Here is an 18,687-nt window from a genome sequence, read left to right as displayed (position 1 = left end):
ACAGGCAGGTTAAAGTTTTCTACCATGGTATTGCAATGTTATCACAAACATGAGGGTACATATAAAGAGGCAAAAGTATATAATGAATTATAGAGAGTCACAAGAAAAATCTGATTAGCAAAAGAAGGGAGTGATTTGCGTATGTGTGAAGAAATATTGGTAGATAAAATCATTTGTGATGAATATTTTCGTATATCAAATTACGATAAAAATATAGAAATTAGCAACATTATAATTCCTGAAAAAAGCACCGTTAGCGGAACTGTGGAAATTGCTGTTATAGAATGCACACCCATCATTAATATAGCTGAAAATAGCATATGTGCCAGAATTGAATTATTTATTCAAAAAGAACTGCTGATAAGCACGCCAGATTTTCGAGAAATTCCTTTGGAATTTGGATTCAGGGTTACCAAAACGGTGTGCTTCAAAGAGTGTATGCCCAGTAAACTGTGCGAAATAGACCCACACCTGTTGCATGGTCTTGAGTGCCGAGTCATTGATATATCTAAACTTAAGGACTTGGTTACACTCTATCCCTCTTCAGAAACAACAAGTGCTTCATTTGATGAATTGTTGAAAATAAAACTGCATCTAATGCTTGTTCACAAAAGGCGGCTTTCGGTGCCGGTTTGTCCTCCTTGCCCTCCTAAACCGATTTGCTACCCGGTATCGATTTGCCCGCCCCCAACATCTCTTTCCACTTGCTGTTTTGGTCACCTGAGTTGCTAAAAGGCAATGAAACAGTTTAGTCTGTTTAAGTAATAATCCAGTTGCAGATTTTGAGTTCATAAACAAAGCACAAAAATCAGCATAATTACATAATCAGACGCCAGAGCGCAAAAAACCTATCCTAATCTAGCGTATGATTATAAATACAAAAAAGGAGCCATGTTTATGAAACTCGAGAAAGTATATATCGATAAGGTTTGGGCTGATGAAATATTCTACGCATCAGAAACAATTGAGGATGTTGTGATCACAGCACCCGCAGGTGTGACATTCTCTGCAAGTTCGCAAATTATTGGTGATAATGCAACCGTTGCCGTCGTCAGTTGCGAACTATCAGAATCATACGGCCAGGTGACGGCTCACGTTGAGTTCATAGTCCAGGAAGATTTTACCGTCCAGATAGGTTCAGCTCCTCACCCAGATATCGATTTCAAACTCGAATATGAATTCCGATTTGACAGTGACTTCACTTACCAGAAGCTCACGCTTCCGGACGATGTCGATATTGAGAACCTGCATTGTAAGGTATTTCGTTTTCAAGGAGCTGTTGAGCTCCAGAACGTATCCCTACCAGAGGGTCAATCCGTGGGCTCTTTTGACAATTTTGTTACCACCATGACAAAGCTCAAAGCACTCGAGGCGATTCAGACGTTCGTGGCGCTTGGTGCTGCGCCTTATGTTAAAACAGCGCCGATAACCATCGCTCCGTAATCAGCTTAAACAGTCTTAGAGGGGACACGCGAAAAAGACCCTGACAAATTGCAAGGGTGCGAAGCGCAAATCAATGTATACCCGCTGATATACTTCCTTTTTCTAACGTTAGATAAGGCCCGTTCTGTCAAAAACGGAATTTACGCTTCGGCGCAAATTCCGTTTTTTGCGCAAAGCACAGCCCGATTGACCATACATTGGCTAAATAATGATGTAAAATTTCTTTCAGCCTTGGTCTCACTTTTTGATAGGCATTTCTGTCTGATTTTCAATGGGCCATTAAATTGGACATTCGATATTAAAATGACCGCCAATATCTACTCCCATCTTGACGTGACAGTAAGAAGCATATGGCGGACATGCTAGCAAACAGTATGAGGTAGGTATTTTCAAGGTGTTAGAAATGCTGTTAGAAAACAAGATACTTTGGCAGTACAAGACAAAATGCAACCGCCTGAGAATGTGATTCCCAAGCGGTTTTCTTATGGTGGAGCATGGCATTAAGAAAACGAACCCCACCCAAGCGGATGAAGTTCGTATTCTAAATGATATGGTGGAGATAAGCGGGATCGAACCGCTGACCTCTTGAATGCCATTCAAGCGCTCTCCCAGCTGAGCTATACCCCCATATTCAATTGCCTGCCGCTTTTCCATACATCTTGTCTCTCAGCGACGTTTTATATAATAGCATATTAAAACCCAATAATCAATACCTTTTTAGACTTTTTTTGTTTTTTCTTGCTTAAATTCTATATGGAATGACAATAGCGTTATAAAGTCAAATGAACACCACCCAAACTAGCAGTAAAGTCACGCCTAAGAGTGCAAAATTGCTACGCATATGATTAAATAAGCGCACCTTACCACATTGACGATGATACCCTTTTATGCTATGCCTAGGCTGCATATCATAAGTATACGCAGCCTAGGATAACACATAAAAGTCTTTTTAAATCAGCGATGAAAGTACACTCGCCTTTGTTACAATTCCACGAAGATGGTTCTCACTGTCCATTACAGCAATCGGATACTGCGTTTCCGCGGCAATGGGGAGAATATCGGCTACCAACGTGTCCTCCGTCGTTGTTTCAACATTGTGTGCCATCACTTGCCCAACCGAAAGCCCTTCACGTAGAGCGCGAATCGCTTCTGAGATAGTCAGGACGCCCTCTAAACGTAGGTCGTCATCAACAACGTAGACCGTCGACAGCGCGTTCTTGCGCATTTCTCTTATAGCATGCTCGGCACCATCACTGCCGCGCATCAGACAACTGGGCGTTATCATGATATTTTTAACAGTTAACACCTTGGTCTTGTCGGCTGCACCTATAAAATCACGCACATAATCGTCGGCAGGGTTTGAACTCATTTGCTCGGGCGTACCAACCTGAATGATTTTACCATCGCGCATAATGGCAACAGTGTCGCCCAGCTTGAAGGCCTCGTCAATATCATGCGTGACAAACACCACCGTCTTTTTAAGCTTTCTCTGCAAGGACAACAATTCAAACTGCATGTCGCGGCGCACAAGCGGATCCAGCGCGGAAAAGGGCTCATCCATGAGCAGCACCTCAGGGTCATTTGCCAGCGCACGCGCAATACCCACGCGCTGACGCATACCACCCGAAAGCTGGTTGCAGTTTTTATTTTCCCAACCGTCTAAACCAACCATTGAGATCAGTTCCATGGCCTTCTTTTCTCGATCAACCTTCGACATGCCTCTAACTTCCAATCCGTAGGCGACATTGCCCAGAACGTCGCGATGATCCATAAGGCCAAAGGATTGAAACACCATCGAGATCTTATTGCGCCGCAACTCAAGCAACTCTGACTTGTTCATGTTACCCAGCTCGGCACCTTCAAAGCTGATGCTGCCTGAAGTCGGCCGGTGCAGACGGTTTAAACAACGTAGTAGCGTCGATTTACCAGACCCAGAAAGCCCTATCACAACAAATATCTCACCGCGCTTGATATCCAGGTTTATATCCGAAAGCGCCGCAGTAACACCGGTTTTGCGATAAACGCCATCTTTATCCGCGCCGGAGTTTAGCATGGCAACCGCTTCAGCACGATTATTACCATAAAGCTTATAAACATTTTTAATTGAAATAATCATTTCACCAGTCATCACTGCTTACCCCCCTTCGAAAACCAACCCTGGGTAAGGCGATCCATCAACACGGCCAGAATGACAACCGCTATACCGTTTATTAAACCGCGTGAAATTTCTGTTCGGTTGACGGCAATAAGCACTTCGTTGCCGATGCCCTGTGCGCCGATCATTGAGCAGGTAACCACCATTGCCATCGCCATCATCATCGTCTGGTTGATGCCAGTCATAATCGTGGGTAGCGCCTGTGGAATTTGAACCTTAAATAGTGCCTGCATGCGGGTGGAGCCAAAGGATATTGCCGCCTCGACCACTTCACGATCAACCTGTCGGATACCCAGACTGGTCAGCCGTATAACCGGCACCACCGCATAAATAACCGTTGCGATAACCGCCGGTGCCGAACCCATACCAAAGAACATTACCGCTGGGATGAGATAGACAAAGACCGGCATGGTCTGCATGGTATCCAGCACGGGCCGGATGATACGGTTAGCCCTTTTCGAGCCAGAAATCAGCACACCGATGGGTAACCCTATTAAGAGCGACCATATTACGCCAGTCATGACGATAGCAAGCGTTTCAAGCGTCAAGCTCCACAAGCCAAACATGCCAATTAAAAAGAGCATGATAGCGTAAATAAGACCCTTGACCCAATTGCCGGAGGTAGCTCTGCCTAGGAAAAATACCAAACCAACCAACAGCCACCAAGGCAATAGGTTTAACACGTTGCGAATAAAACCAACCATAGCAGTGAGCCCATTTTTTACCGCTTCAAAACCGGCGCTGTGACGCACCGAGAAGCCTCGGACTGCGTTGTCAATCGCCTCGGTATTGACCGGTACCGTAAACGGAAAATCGACCAGCGGATTAATTTTCTTGGCCACATTTTCCATGCCGAGCGCCTGCTTCATTTCGGTAGCCTGTTGCGCTGTCAGCCATTCATCCAACAGCTCAGGATGGGTTGTCATCATCCAGCGGGCAGCCGTTTCATAATCAGCTTGTGTCTCCTGCATATAAGCAAGTGCTTCAGAGATTAACGCACTGGTTGTATGATAATTTCTTAAAAAAGTGCAGAAATCAGGATTATTTTCCGCAAATTGGTTACTGGTGCCAACAGTTATCGTTACCGAAGGACATTCCGTCAAGCCCTGATTATATAAAGCCGGATCATAGGGCTCGTCCTCGAGCAAAACAAAATCATACTTACCTAAAAGCCAGGTCGGTTCCCAGTAATAAGCAACAATAGGCTGTCCCTTATCGTAGGCTCCGATCAACTCGGCGCTCATAGCGGCATCGGTTCCGGGACGAAAATAGTTATAATTTTCATCCAAACCATAAGCCAGATATTTTTGGTGCATGATGTTGTCAACCTCCCAGCCAGGCAAACCACCATAAATGCGTCCTTTGCTGGGGTCCTCACTGTCCTTAAAAACCGAAGCATAATCCTTCAAGTCTTTAACGGTTCGCAAATTGGGTGCCACAGGGGCTATTCCCCTCTCTGCATCACCCTCTATAACATATCGGGGCACATATAAACCCTGCGCATTGTCATCAAAATTGACGCCCATCTCTTGAAAGCGGCCATCTTCAAGGTCGGAATCATACACAGCAAGGTTATCGGTCCATATTTCCATATGTACTTCTATCTCGCCTTTTAGCAGTGCCTCGTGCGCAATTGTAGAGCTTCCCGAGACCTCATTGGTACTGTCGTAGCCAAAGACAGTCGTGGCAATCAGACTCGCAACAGCATTATGTAGGCGAATAGAATCCCACCCCACATCGGCGAACGCAATGTTTTTCTGCGCGGGCTTACTACCACAGCCGGTTAAACCAGCTAATACACAAAGCAAAGCCAACGCCGCCGAAACGGTTTTCTTCATACAATTTCCCCTTCCTTCTTTCAATAGTGACAACTTATTTTTATTAGCAAGTTGTCACTTGACCAATACTACGATCCTATGATAGCAGAAAGCTTTCACAAGTCGTAGCGAAACGACGTACATCAATCTTTTGGTTGCTTTTTTGCGCTAATAAAACTCGCAACCCCATCAACACTGGTTACATCACAGGCGATCACTAGTACATCCTGATTTTTCAACACTGTTTGCGGCTTGGGCGACAACATAATTTCATCGCCTCGCTGTACAGCCACAATGGTCGCGCCCGTATTTTTTCTAAAGCCTATATTAAAGATACTCTTCCCTTCAATCTCGGCCTCCTCATCTACCACAAATTTATAGGTTCTCAGACGGTCACTGTTGCGAAACCGGTCTGAAAGATCGGTAATCTGCCCAATAATATCACTAATGCGCTCGTCAATCTGTCTACGCTGTGTCATCATTTGATTAAGCTCGCATTTAAGTTTCAGCAGGTCACGTCCCATCTCATAATGCTCAACATATTCCATCGCGCGCCGTTTTGAGAGTACCTGTGAGCCAACATTCTCCTGTATCGTAATAATGCCCATATCCGAAAGCAACCGCAATGCACGCCGGATTGTCTCGGGCGAAACGCCATACTGCGAGCTCATAAGCGAGCGACCCGAAAACCGTTCTTGTTCGGCCAACACGCCCGTCGCAATTTTTGAAGCAATATCGTAAGCCACCTGTAAATAGATTGGTGGTTTTTTCTGTGTTTTCATTTTTTTCTCCCTATGGATTTAATTTACCACACACCGTGGTAAACCATTAACTTCTTTGTGGCTATTATACCACCTGCTTGATTTAAATAATAGATCCTATCCAATTAATATAATTAAAAACTGCTAAATTTGTTAAATTGTTATAAATATTATTTGAAATTTTGACAATTTAGTGATCTCTCATCACCAAAACAGCTTAAAACTGATCAAAGTCAGTACTGGTCTTAGGCTTGATTTTACTGATATTACGATAATGGAGTTGTATTGCTAAGCGTTTTGCGGTCTATTAATGCGGCGCTTGTTGGAATAGCCATTGCGTTATTAGCGGTTCTATCACCACCGTTAGATGTTATCATGGCAATTGATAAATTCACCCTTAGTACGTTAAACGGCGTCCCTTACATTCAGCGGACGCCGTGGCTTGCCATCATAAACAAAAGTTGGCATTTTTGTATTTTCCAAGGCAAATTTCAACCGACAATACAAGGCACTGCCATTGTAATTTATCAGGACTTTACAACATTACGGGGGCTACCCGACAAAAAACCACGTAGATTCTCTCCAGAAATATCAATAATGCGCTGGCGCGTCTGATGAGGCATCCATGCCACATGCGGCGTCGCAATACAGCGCGGATGGCTCGCCAGTGCGTTATCCTTGCCGGGGGGCTCTATCGCGAATACATCGGCACCAACCGCGTAAAGTTTACCAGAGTTCAGTGCATCGACAACATCATTCTCACAAAGCACCGCGCCCCGCGATGTGTTGATCAAAATAGCGCCATCTTTCATTTTGGCTATAGCGGCAGCATCAATCATCCCTCTTGTTTCGCCAGTCAGCGGGCAATGAATGCTGATAATGTCCGATTTTTCCAACAGCTCATCCAGGTCACAAAAACGCAATTGTTCACAAGCCAGGGCAAGGTCAGGGTGGCGTTTGTACGCCAGCACCTGCATATCCATAGCCATCGCCACGCGCGCGACGGCATAACCAATGTCTCCCATGCCGATGATGCCGAGTGTTTTACCACCTAGCTCCATCTGTGGAATGGTGCGTAGCCAATCATCTGAAGCGCTGTTCCATCCCTGCGCCTTCATCTGCTTATCAAACAACGATACATTGCGAGCAATTTCAAACAGCAAAGCCAACGCCATCTGAGCCACCGCATTTTTGCCATAGCCTGGGATATTGCAAACAGTAATACCATTCTTTTGTGCCGCTACAAGGTCTACTCCATCCACGCCGGTACCAAAGGTTCCGATGTACTTGATGTTCGGGCACTGCGCCATCACCTTCTCAGTGACGCGGCAGCGATTGATAAAAACAACTTCAGCATTTCCAATCCGTGCGATCGCATCGTCGGCATCCATCGTATCGGGATAGCGAATGACTTCTCCGAACTGCTCGATCGGTTGCCAGGATATGCCGCCAAAATCCACAAAATAATCATCTGTCACAACTATTTTCAATTGAAAGAACCTCCTTACTTCACTGCTGTCGAAACGAAACTGGCGTCCCAAATCACCGCTGCATTTCTCAACGACAACCCATATGATATAAATTATCATATTTCCTAGGAAATATCCAGCACAAACCTTTTTTGAGTTTAGAAGCAAAAAATATTACCAGCTGATTTTCACTATGCCGTCAGGTCAATACTCATCACAGAAAACAAGTCGGGGTGGGTGTGATATGAATTACAACAAGGTGGAAATTTGCGGAGTTGATACGACAAAATTACCGGTGATCACTGAAAAAGAGAAAATTGAGCTGATTAAAAGAGCAAGGGCGGGTGATAAGGCAGCGCGCGACCGAATGATTGCAAGTAATCTTCGGCTGGTGCTATCGGTCGTACAGAAATTTTCAAACCGAGGTGAAAACCTCGACGACCTTTTTCAGGTTGGATGTATCGGGTTAATTAAGGCCATTGATAACTTTAACGATACATTGGACGTGCGGTTTTCCACTTATGGCGTACCGATGATTATTGGTGAAATCAGGCGCTATCTGCGCGACAACAACTCGGTGCGAGTCAGTCGTTCGATGCGAGACACTGCCTATAAGGCACTTCAGGTGCGCGAACGCTTACTAGGCGAGAAACTGGTGGATCCCACCATTAGTGACATTGCCACCGAAATGGGTGTAGCCCGGCAGGATGTCGTAGCTGCGCTAGAGGCTATTGTTGAGCCGATTTCACTGTTTGAGCCGATTTATTCTGACGGTGGCGATACTATTTTTGTCATGGATCAGGTAGGAGACCCCAGTGGCGAAGGTGATTGGATTGACGAAATCGCTTTTCGCGAAGCAGTAGAGCAACTGGCCGACCGCGAGAAAAAAATATTGTCCCTACGCTTTATGGCGGGTAAAACACAGATGGAGGTTTCAAAGGAAGTGGGCATCAGTCAGGCACAAGTCTCACGGTTAGAAAAAAGTGCACTGGACAAAATTAAAAAAAGAATGTGAATAACCGGCACGGAAAATCCCGTGCCGGTTACATAAACTGTCTTTTACCTTTTTACACTCATAAAGTGCGGCGCATTCAGAGTCTGTCCAAACAGATTTTAACGATAGGAATGCTCCTTCGACCTTCCAAACAAAAATGCACCCAACAAGATGACCACACCGCCAAACAATGTGGCTGCACCTGGCAGTTCTCTAAACAATGCAATCTCCAGACCGGTGGATATGAGCGGCGTAATAAACATGAAGTTGCTCACCTGTGAGGCCTTGTCCGCCAGAGAAAGCGCCTTTGTCCAACTTAAAAATGCTACCGCGCTGGCGAAAATACCGAGAAAAGCCACAGCAAAGACGGTATCCACCCGCGCTGATGACAGCTCGTGGACAGAACGCGGCGCAAAAACCGCCAACATAATCGTACCGCAAAAGATGCTGTAAATTGAGCATTGCAGCGCACTATATTTTTCAGTCATTTTGCGCTGAAGCAAATTGTAAACGCTCAGCGAAAGAGCTGAAAGTAGCGTCCACAAAACCCCCTCGCTCACCGAAAAGCGCCCCCCAGCCAGAGCGATTATCACGATACCTAAAAACTGCAGTAAAACTCCAAACCACTGAAAAGCCTTCAGCGTCTCTTTAAAGATCAGCCATGCCAGCGCAGCTGTCATCAGCGGTACCGTTGCGCTGATAACGCTGCCGGTTGCAGCGGTAACAGTGACGTAGCCCATATTATAGGCCACCATATAAAACGCAAAGCCGGTAAAACCCGAAAACACAAACCAGGGCAGATCCGCTTTAGCGGGTGGGCTGATTTTTTTTGCTACCACCAGTATTGCCAACATGACGGTGGCGATGACGTAGCGCCAAAATCCGATAGCAAAAGGGGAAAAATCACGCAGTGCGACACGAGTCAACACGTTGCCAATGCCCCAGCTTAAAACCGTAATTGTTGCATAAAACTGATAATGATATCTCAAGTCTATTTGTTCTCCTATGTATACGCCTAAGAACGAGTCAAATGACCCGTTTGATTGCCTGCAGGCGAGTAAAATTAAGCACATAGCGCACCGTCAGGCCGCTTACACGGCTAGACAGCTTCACTGGTCGCAGCGGGCATATGTCTGCCCACCGCGACCAGCAAAGCTGTCCTTATTTATTACTTCCCTAGGCGATTTGTTTTGTTAAATCCGCTTAATGTTATTGCCCCAGCGCTTTCTTGATCGCTTCGGCACGATCGGTCTTTTCCCAACTTACGCCAAGATCCTCGCGTCCCATGTGGCCGTAGGCTGCCAACTTGCGGTAGATGGGCCGACGCAGATCAAGCGCACGGATAATCGCCGTCGGACGTAGGTCAAACACCTTGTTGATAGCCATCGCCAGCTGATCATCCGATACCTTGCCGGTGCCAAATGTGTCAACAAATACCGATACGGGATGCGCCACCCCAATAGCGTAGGCCAGCTGTACCTCGCAGCGACGAGCCAAACCTGTCGCAACCACATTTTTAGCTACCCAGCGCGCGGCATAGGCTGCTGAGCGATCAACCTTGGTCGGGTCTTTACCCGAAAAAGCACCGCCTCCGTGACGGGAATAGCCACCGTAGGTATCAACTATAATCTTTCTACCGGTCAGTCCGCTGTCCCCCTGAGGGCCACCGATAACAAAGCGACCGGTCGGATTGACGAAAATCTTAGTGTTTTCATCGAGCATGTTGGCGGGGATGATTTTGGCCACCACCTCACGGATGATGTCAGTCCGAATAGTTTCAAGCGAGACTTCCACCGCATGCTGTGAGGAGATAACAACCGTATCGATACGCACGGGGTTGTTGTCGTCGTCGTATTCAACGGTGACCTGAGTCTTGCCATCAGGGCGCAGATAGCCCAATATACCATTTTTGCGAACCTCAGTCAGGCGCTTTGCCAACCGATGTGCCAAAGACACGGGCAGCGGCATCAGCTCGGGGGTTTCGTCACAGGCAAAACCAAACATCATACCCTGATCGCCCGCGCCGTTCTCATCAGTCTCGGTGCTTGCACCTTCTTTTTTCTCCAGCGCGTTGTCTACACCCAGCGCAATATCGCCCGACTGTTCGTCGATGGAGGTCAGCACGGCGCAGGTGTTGCCGTCAAAACCGATATTCGCACTGTTGTATCCGATATCCAGCACAACCTCGCGTACCAGCTTGGGGATGTCGACATAGCACTGGGTAGATATTTCGCCCATCACCATCACCATACCGGTGGTGCAGCAGGTCTCACAAGCGACACGTCCGTTGGGGTCCTGTTCCATAATCGCATCGAGAACGGCATCAGAAATTTGGTCACAGACTTTATCGGGATGACCTTCGGTAACAGATTCTGAGGTAAAAAGATAATGTGCCATAATCATGTTTCCTTTCTTTCATTCAATATCTAATATATTATTTTAATAAAAAACGCGTCCGGCATTTAGTGTCGGACGCGAAAAAGGCTTATCTTTCGGTTGACACCGCAGGATTTAGCACCTTGCATTAAATTTCATGCAGGTTGCCGGGCATCGCAGGGCCTGTCCCCTCCGCCGCTCTTGATAAGTAAATTATTAAGTTTGTTTTATTCTACCATACTGGTAGACTATTGTCAACACTAATCCCGACGCTTTTTTCTTAGCGTCAGCAAAGTTCGATTTAATTAGGACTGCTTGGATGGAATGCTCTTGATGGCGCCGGACGCGGGCTCGACCATTGCAATAAAATGTTTGATATGGTTCGACATCCTTTTATAGACCGGGAAAGTAATAAGCGAAATCACAATACCCTTAATCAGGTTAAATGGCAGTACGCCATACATCAGATAGGTATTGGTGTCCTTAATTAAAGGATTGACCGCAGCACAGGCTTTGAAGATGGCTTCAATCGGCATTACCGTAGAATAAAACGGCAGCACCAGAAGCTTATTGGCCAGCACGCCGACAACTGCGAGCGCCACTGTTCCGCTGATACAGGCCAACACAGCACCTTTTTTAGTATGATGGCGGCGGTAAACAATAGCTGCTATGACAACAAAGGACGAAGTCATAATAAAATCTGCTAGCTCACCGACACCGCCGGTAGTGCTGGAAAAGAAATGTACAAAAGCCTTGATAAAAACCATCGCGACACTGGCCATAGGACCCAGAATAAAGCCACCGATGAGAATCGGTATCGCCGAAGGGTCAAGCTTTAAGAACGGGGGCATAAAAGGTATCGGCGTTTCAAAGAACATAAGAATGGAAGCGAGTGCAGCAAACATTGCCGTAACGGTAACTCTGCGTACTTTTACAGTTGTTTTCATTGGTATCCAACTCCTGATAATTATTTGCTGCTTTTGGGAAATAAAAAGCCCATGTCATACGACATGGGCGTAACGGCAAGCAAACACCTTTTGCAAAACAAAAGGCATTGTTCACCTGTTTCTTTCATCCGGACTATACCGTCGGTTTCGGAATCTCACCGAATCGGCCTACCATCATACTATGGCTCGGCTCGCGGACTAACGGCCTAACGCCGATTACCGCCGGTGGGGAGTTTCACCCCGCCCTGAAACAGCTTTATCTATATTATATGCGTCATCAAAGCGATTGTCAAGCAAACGCCCGCTAAAATAGCTGGAAAATGTGTCGGCAAAAAATTTTTAATTGCGGAAAGTCAAATTAAAATATTTTGAAGATGTACACATTTTTTTATAAAAAATGAGCGCTCGGTTTATCCCGGACGCTCACTTTCTTATACGCGCAGTGTTGATTCTTTTCTATTTGACGAATCGTAAACTTAAATCAGCTCGCTTTTTTAGGCAAACGTAATCGCATCCCGACATAGATATGATCTTGGTCCTTGATGATATCTTTGTTTTCTTCGAGAAGCTCATCCCAAAGGTTCACATCACCAAGCTGTTCCTTGGCAATGTTCCATATATTGTCGTCATAGTCCACAATGTAATAGATATATCCGTCTTCGCCCGGCTCGGTGGGTGTAGTAGCCGATGACTCGGCTGATGATGCAGACGAGCTCAACGCCTCTGGTTCTGTGTCAGATGTGGTTTTGTCAGGTATCTCTGGCTCGGGAGCATCGACCTTGTCTTGCGTCACCTCTGGCTGCTCCGGTATGGTATCCACCTGCACTGGCTTGTCCTCAAGGCTTGAGGCCGCAGCATCGGCAGCAGCCGGAGCCGTCGCCTGACCGGCAATAACTATTCTCGTCGGCGCCTCGGGAAATGGTTCGCCACTCTCTGAAAGGCGATTGATATGCCGCATTAGCGTTTCATCCAAAGCCGCAAACTCATTGATCGTTTTTGATTTGCCCAGCATTGGGAAATCGTCGCCACCTGCAGCCAGAAAATCGTTAGTGGCCACAACATACTCGGTAGCAATATCCAGCGGCTTGCCATCAATCATCACATTTTTTATACGTCCGCCGGGAGATGCAGCTGCATCAACAGTAAACGACAGGCCAGAAACCTGTAAAAATGCGCCATTTTCTTCCGGCAGTGCCTTTACTGCGCTTTCTAAAGCCGCGCGAAGATTGGAGCCGTTAAGTTTTTTAGTTACAATGTAATTACCGAAAGGAAGTACGTTGATAATATTGCCTTTGGTGATCTCACCCGCTGGGATTGAGTCACGAATAGCACCGCTGTTAATCAGCGCAATCTGTGCGCCCGACTCAACACGCATAGCATCGGCAATCAGATTGCCCAAATTTGTCTCGCCGGTGCGCACATCGGCACGTGCACCATTGAGATTTACCGGCGTATTACCTAGCACCTCTGAAAGAATCTGCTGCTGGCCGACATTGATCTCCTCTATCTTGGCGTCTATCGCAGGGTCTGATAATCCTTGCAACCGAGGATCTCCCGCCTGGATAACTTCAGCGGTTTCCGCGCGGGTGGCATGATCCAATGTTACAACGCCGACCGATTTCATATATTCGCCAGCCGAAACAATCAGCGTGTTCCCCACTCTTTTACCCTGTTCAAGCAGGGTGTGGCTGTGTCCATCCACAATAAGATCAATGCCAGCCACAGCTTTTGCCACGCCTTCAGAGGTGTAGTCGCTGCTACTGTTGAGACCTAAATGGCAAAGTGCAACGATATAGTCCACCTCGGCAGCCTTTAGCACACTGACCGCTTCAGCTGCCGCTGCATAAGGGTCGTAAAATTTTACCGTATCAACATTGGCCGGATTAGTCTTGTAAGCTGTTTCAGGGGTGGAAAGACCAAACACACCAATTTTGATATTCTCGCGCTGGATTACAGCGTAACCGTCGAGCAGCTTTTTATCGCTGCCCTTTTTGATTACATTAGCCGAAAGCATCGGCATTGGCGTCTGAAAAGAGAGTTCGACAAGGTGATCGCTGCCATAATTAAAATCATGGTTGCCGGGCGTCATCCCATCGTAACCGGCCATTGTCATCAGTTCTAGAACACTTTTACCTTCATCCAGTGTTGCAAAGGCAGTTCCGTGAAAGGTATCCCCCGCATCAAACAGCACCACATTCATCCCCTGGGCTATATATCTGTCTTTTAAAGCCTTCAACGCGCTTATACCAACGCTTTGTTCAGAGCCCACTATCCTGCCGTGAGTATCATTGGAATGCAAAATAATTGTTTTACCCTCTTTAGAAATGGCGGGTGCCGCTCCCCCCATCGCTTTTTCGCCACATGCAGCGGAAAGTAAAACTAGAATAGCCGCCAAAAATAGCGCTGCTAACTTTTTATAAATCATGTCAAGACCTCACTAGCCTTCTTATATTTTACTATTCTCACTTAAATATTATTGTAGCCCAATCTGAGAGAAAAATCAATAAATGCAACCTAATTGCTTCCAATATAGGCTTGAGGCATAATAAAAAGACCCTTCTAATTATAATAAATTGACTTTGATCATATACCAAAAGATGCAGCAGGTTTTGGCCCTTTGCCATTTTATAATAGTTAAATTGGCTTAATATATATAACGGAAAAACAGGTTATCCGGTCTCATTAGGCGTCGCAACCAGCGATTTACCAATAAAAAAAGGGCCCCCGAAGGGAACCCTTTTCTATAGCATATAGCTAAATCTTAGGCATTAACGCCAGTTACAACGCCCGAACCAACGGTTCTGCCGCCTTCACGAATAGCGAAGCGGAGACCCTGCTCGATAGCGATGGGAGTGATGAGCTCAACATCGATTTCGATGTTGTCGCCAGGCATGCACATCTCAACGCCCTCGGGAAGAGCGATAACGCCGGTTACGTCAGTCGTTCTGAAATAGAACTGGGGACGATAGTTGTTGAAGAAGGGGGTATGACGACCGCCCTCAGACTGCTTGAGAACGTAAACCTGGCCGTGGAACTTGGTGTGGGGCTGAATGGAGCCGGGCTTGCACAGAACCTGTCCACGCTCGATGTCGGTTCTCTGAATGCCGCGGAGCAGCGCGCCAACGTTGTCGCCAGCCTCAGCGAAATCAAGAAGCTTACGGAACATTTCAAGACCGGTAACGGTGGTCTTTCTCTTCTCGTCAGCCAGACCAACGATCTCAACTTCCTCGCCAACCTTGATCTGTCCACGCTCAACTCTACCGGTAGCAACGGTGCCGCGGCCGGTGATGGTGAAGACGTCCTCGACAGGCATCAGGAAGGGCAGATCAGCCTTACGCTCAGGGGTGGGGATATAGGAGTCAACTGCACTCATGAGCTCCTTGATGCAATCGAGCGCAGGCGCATTCGTATCATTAGCTTCAAGAGCCAGAAGAGCAGAACCCTTGATGATCGGCACGTCGTCGCCGGGGAACTCGTAGAAAGACAGGGTCTCACGGATCTCCATCTCAACGAGCTCGAGCAGCTCAGGATCGTCAACCTGGTCAACCTTGTTCATGAAAACAACGATTGCGGGCACGCCAACCTGACGGGCCAGAAGGATATGCTCCTTGGTCTGAGCCATGGGGCCGTCGGTAGAAGCGATAACCAGAATAGCGCCGTCCATCTGAGCAGCACCGGTGATCATGTTCTTGATATAGTCAGCATGTCCGGGGCAGTCAACGTGCGCATAGTGGCGCGCCTCGGTCTGGTACTCAACGTGAGAAGTGTTGATGGTAATACCGCGCTCTCTCTCCTCAGGAGCCTTATCGATCATATCATAAGCCTCAAACTCAGCCATGCCCTGCATGGACAGGAACTTGGTAATTGCAGCGGTAAGAGTGGTCTTGCCATGGTCAACGTGGCCGATGGTGCCAATGTTAACATGGGGCTTGCTTCTTTCAAATTTTGCCTTTGCCATTGTAGTTTTCCTCCCTTTTGATTATAAATTTGATATCATTTACGGCTCTACATTCGTTATTGTAGCAACCTTACATTTAAATTGCAAGCGGGATTTTATCAATTAATCCTGCTTTTTGGTGCGGGCAGAAATAATGCCCTCCGCAATGGATTTCGGCACTTCAATATAGTGCGAAGGCTCCATAGAATACTGGCCGCGACCCTGCGACTTGGAACGAAGGTCGGTAGCATAGCCGAACATTTCAGACAGCGGAACAACCGCCTCAATCTGCTGTGCGCCGAACTTAGCTTCCATACCCTGAATCTGTCCGCGACGAGAGTTCAAGTCGCCGATGACATCGCCCATATAATCTTCAGGAACGTTGACCGAAACCTTCATCATCGGCTCAAGAATGACGGGATCAGCCTTGCGCATTGCCTCTTTAAAGGCCATAGAACCAGCGATCTTAAACGCCATTTCAGAAGAGTCGACCTCATGGTAAGAGCCATCGTACAATGTGACCTTACAGTCAACAACCTGATAGCCAGCCATCACGCCAGCCGCCATAGCGCCCTGAATACCTGCGTCGATCGGTCCGATATACTCCTTAGGAATCGCGCCGCCGACAATGGCATTGACAAACTCGTAGCCCTTGCCGGACTCGTTGGGCTCTAGCTTAATCTTGACATGGCCATACTGACCACGTCCGCCCGACTGTCTGGCGTACTTCATGTCAACATCAGCCAGCTTGCGTACGGTTTCCTTATAGGCAACCTGAGGCTTACCGACGTTTGCTTCAACGCGGAACTCGCGCAGCAAACGGTCAACGATAATCTCCAGATGCAATTCACCCATGCCGGCGATGATGGTCTGACCGGTCTCCTCATCCGTGTAGGTGCGGAAGGTCGGATCTTCTTCAGCCAACTTAGCGAGTGCAATGCCCATTTTCTCCTGACCAGCCTTGGTCTTGGGCTCGATGGCAACGCGAATAACTGGCTCAGGGAACTCCATCGATTCGAGGATAACCGGTGCTTTGGAATCACACAGGGTATCGCCGGTGGTGGTGTTCTTCAAGCCAACCGCAGCAGCGATATCGCCCGCATAAACGGTCTCAATATCCTTACGGTTGTTGGCATGCATCTGCAGAATTCTGCCCATACGCTCGTTGTTGCCCTTAACAGAGTTCAAAACCTGAGAGCCGGCCGAAATGCTACCCGAATAAACACGGAAGAAGCAAAGCTTGCCGACATAGGGGTCGGTCGCGATTTTGAATGCAAGTGCGGAGAAAGGCTCGTTGTCCGAGGTCGGACGCTCGCATGCCTCTCCAGTATCGGGGTTGACACCGGTAATGTGGTCGATGTCGATAGGCGAGGGCATATAATCGATGACGGCATCAAGCAGCAACTGGACACCTTTGTTACGGTAAGAAGTACCGCAAAGCACCGGTACCATCGTGTTAGCTAGAGTGCCCTCGCGGACAGCGCCCTTGACTTCCTCAATAGTGAGCTCTTCACCCTCGAGGTATTTCTCCATCAGCGTCTCATTCTGCTCTGCAGCAGCCTCGATCAGCTGAGTGCGATACTCCTCGGCCTTTTCACGCATATCCTCAGGAATCTCTTCCTCGCGGATATCCTTACCCAGGTCATCGTAATAAACTTCGGCCTTCATGGTGATCAGGTCTATGATCCCCTTGAAATAGTTTTCCTCACCGATGGGCAGCTGGATCGGCACAGCGTTACACTTCAAACGGTCGTGCATCATGTTGACGACATTGTAGAAGTTGGCTCCCATAATGTCCATCTTGTTGACATACGCCATTCTCGGCACCTTGTACTTATCAGCCTGACGCCAGACGGTTTCGGACTGAGGCTCAACGCCGCCCTTGGCACAGAAAACGGTTACAGAACCGTCCAGCACGCGCAGCGAACGCTCAACCTCCACGGTGAAGTCCACGTGTCCAGGGGTGTCGATAATGTTGATACGATGCTTGGGATACTGGTGCTGTGCGCCTTCCCAATAACAGGTGGTGGCAGCGGAAGTGATGGTGATTCCACGCTCCTGCTCCTGCTCCATCCAGTCCATGGTGGCGGAACCTTCGTGGGTTTCGCCAATTTTGTGGTTTATTCCCGTGTAATAAAGAATACGTTCGGTAGTTGTGGTCTTACCGGCGTCGATATGAGCCATAATACCGATGTTTCTGGTTTTTTCCAGTGAGACATCCCTTGGCATAGTGTCCTCCTGTTGGTAAAAATACTGTTGTAGATACAGAAATTTCCGTATCCAGTCTGAGGACTACCATCTAAAGTGGCTGAATGCCTTATTGGCTTCCGCCATCTTGTGGGTATCCTCGCGCTTCTTGCACGCACCGCCGGTCTGATTAAGGGCATCCATAATCTCCGCGGCCAGTCTCTCCTGCATGGTTCTCTCGCTACGGGATCTGGAGTAGGCAGTCAGCCAACGCAGACCTAAGGTCTGGCGTCTGGCGGGACGAACCTCCATCGGAACCTGGTAGGTGGCACCACCGACACGGCGGGCCTTAACCTCGAGAACCGGCATGATGTTTTCGAGCGCCTGCTCGAAAGCCTCCAGCGGCTCCTTGCCGGTTTTTTCGCCGACAATGGCAAACGCGCCGTAAACAATCTTCTGCGCTACGCCCTTCTTGCCGTCATACATGACGCTGTTGATCAATCTTGTGACCATCTTGGAACCGTAAACCGGATCAGCCAGAACGTCGCGCTTTGCAATATTACCTCTTCTTGGCACTTCTCTTCCCTCCTTCATATAATGA

Annotated in this window: 14 protein-coding genes, 1 tRNA gene and 2 riboswitches; of the genes, 3 read left to right on the top strand and 12 right to left on the bottom strand. The window is 47.6% G+C overall.

Annotated features, from left to right (window positions below; genetic code table 11):
* Window positions 1-141 precede the first annotated feature (141 nt).
* Complete coding sequence (locus tag RBH76_00295; protein WMJ83902.1) at window positions 142-732, top strand: hypothetical protein; 591 nt, start codon at window positions 142-144, stop codon at window positions 730-732.
* A 165-nt stretch (window positions 733-897) separates the two neighbouring features.
* Window positions 898-1,443: a hypothetical protein gene (locus tag RBH76_00290; protein WMJ83901.1), complete on the top strand. Its 546-nt coding sequence runs from the start codon at window positions 898-900 to the stop codon at window positions 1,441-1,443.
* A gap of 551 nt (window positions 1,444-1,994) precedes the next feature.
* Here RBH76_00290 and RBH76_00285 read toward each other — a convergent pair.
* The 5 genes from RBH76_00285 to RBH76_00265 form a co-directional block, all read right to left on the bottom strand.
* Window positions 1,995-2,070, bottom strand: a tRNA-Ala gene (locus RBH76_00285).
* A 322-nt stretch (window positions 2,071-2,392) separates the two neighbouring features.
* Window positions 2,393-3,571, bottom strand: coding sequence for a glycine betaine/L-proline ABC transporter ATP-binding protein (locus tag RBH76_00280; GenBank protein ID WMJ85172.1), 1,179 nt, complete (start codon window positions 3,569-3,571; stop codon window positions 2,393-2,395).
* A complete protein-coding gene (locus RBH76_00275; GenBank protein WMJ83900.1) occupies window positions 3,571-5,436 on the bottom strand; it encodes a glycine betaine ABC transporter substrate-binding protein in 1,866 nt (621 codons plus the stop codon). The genes RBH76_00280 and RBH76_00275 overlap by 1 nt, the downstream gene beginning before the upstream one ends.
* 122 nt (window positions 5,437-5,558) lie before the next feature.
* On the bottom strand, window positions 5,559-6,197 hold the full coding sequence (locus RBH76_00270; protein WMJ83899.1) for a TrkA C-terminal domain-containing protein: 639 nt from the start codon (window positions 6,195-6,197) through the stop codon (window positions 5,559-5,561).
* 506 nt (window positions 6,198-6,703) lie between these two features.
* A complete protein-coding gene (locus RBH76_00265) occupies window positions 6,704-7,666 on the bottom strand; it encodes a D-2-hydroxyacid dehydrogenase (GenBank protein WMJ83898.1) in 963 nt (320 codons plus the stop codon).
* A gap of 223 nt (window positions 7,667-7,889) precedes the next feature.
* Between RBH76_00265 and sigG the strand changes: the two genes are divergently transcribed.
* Window positions 7,890-8,660: an RNA polymerase sporulation sigma factor SigG gene (gene sigG / locus RBH76_00260; GenBank protein ID WMJ83897.1), complete on the top strand. Its 771-nt coding sequence runs from the start codon at window positions 7,890-7,892 to the stop codon at window positions 8,658-8,660.
* Between the two features lie 98 nt (window positions 8,661-8,758).
* On the opposite strand, the gene RBH76_00255 is transcribed toward sigG, so the two are convergent.
* The 7 genes from RBH76_00255 to rpsG form a co-directional block, all read right to left on the bottom strand.
* The gene (locus RBH76_00255) at window positions 8,759-9,628 is read right to left on the bottom strand and encodes a DMT family transporter (GenBank protein WMJ83896.1); all 870 of its coding nucleotides are present in this window, start codon (window positions 9,626-9,628) and stop codon (window positions 8,759-8,761) included.
* A 220-nt stretch (window positions 9,629-9,848) separates the two neighbouring features.
* On the bottom strand, window positions 9,849-11,036 hold the full coding sequence (metK, locus tag RBH76_00250) for a methionine adenosyltransferase (GenBank protein ID WMJ83895.1): 1,188 nt from the start codon (window positions 11,034-11,036) through the stop codon (window positions 9,849-9,851).
* Between the two features lie 85 nt (window positions 11,037-11,121).
* A riboswitch (SAM riboswitch) is annotated at window positions 11,122-11,226 on the bottom strand.
* Between the two features lie 94 nt (window positions 11,227-11,320).
* A complete protein-coding gene (locus RBH76_00245; GenBank protein WMJ83894.1) occupies window positions 11,321-11,962 on the bottom strand; it encodes an ECF transporter S component in 642 nt (213 codons plus the stop codon).
* A gap of 112 nt (window positions 11,963-12,074) precedes the next feature.
* Window positions 12,075-12,219, bottom strand: a riboswitch (FMN riboswitch).
* 224 nt (window positions 12,220-12,443) lie between these two features.
* Window positions 12,444-14,387 (bottom strand): 5'-nucleotidase C-terminal domain-containing protein, encoded by a 1,944-nt coding sequence (locus RBH76_00240; GenBank protein WMJ83893.1) that lies wholly within the window; start codon window positions 14,385-14,387, stop codon window positions 12,444-12,446.
* A 336-nt stretch (window positions 14,388-14,723) separates the two neighbouring features.
* The gene (tuf, locus tag RBH76_00235; protein ID WMJ83892.1) at window positions 14,724-15,920 is read right to left on the bottom strand and encodes an elongation factor Tu; all 1,197 of its coding nucleotides are present in this window, start codon (window positions 15,918-15,920) and stop codon (window positions 14,724-14,726) included.
* A gap of 102 nt (window positions 15,921-16,022) precedes the next feature.
* Window positions 16,023-18,128, bottom strand: coding sequence for an elongation factor G (fusA, locus tag RBH76_00230; GenBank protein WMJ83891.1), 2,106 nt, complete (start codon window positions 18,126-18,128; stop codon window positions 16,023-16,025).
* Between the two features lie 63 nt (window positions 18,129-18,191).
* Window positions 18,192-18,662, bottom strand: a complete 471-nt coding sequence (gene rpsG, locus RBH76_00225; GenBank protein ID WMJ83890.1) for a 30S ribosomal protein S7 — start codon at window positions 18,660-18,662, stop codon at window positions 18,192-18,194.
* Window positions 18,663-18,687 lie beyond the last annotated feature (25 nt).

This window comes from Oscillospiraceae bacterium MB24-C1 (genome assembly GCA_030913685.1).
Classification (GTDB): domain Bacteria; phylum Bacillota; class Clostridia; order Oscillospirales; family Ruminococcaceae; genus Yanshouia.
The sequence above is the reverse complement of the archived record's forward strand: the minus strand, read 5'-3'. Positions and strand labels throughout refer to the sequence as shown.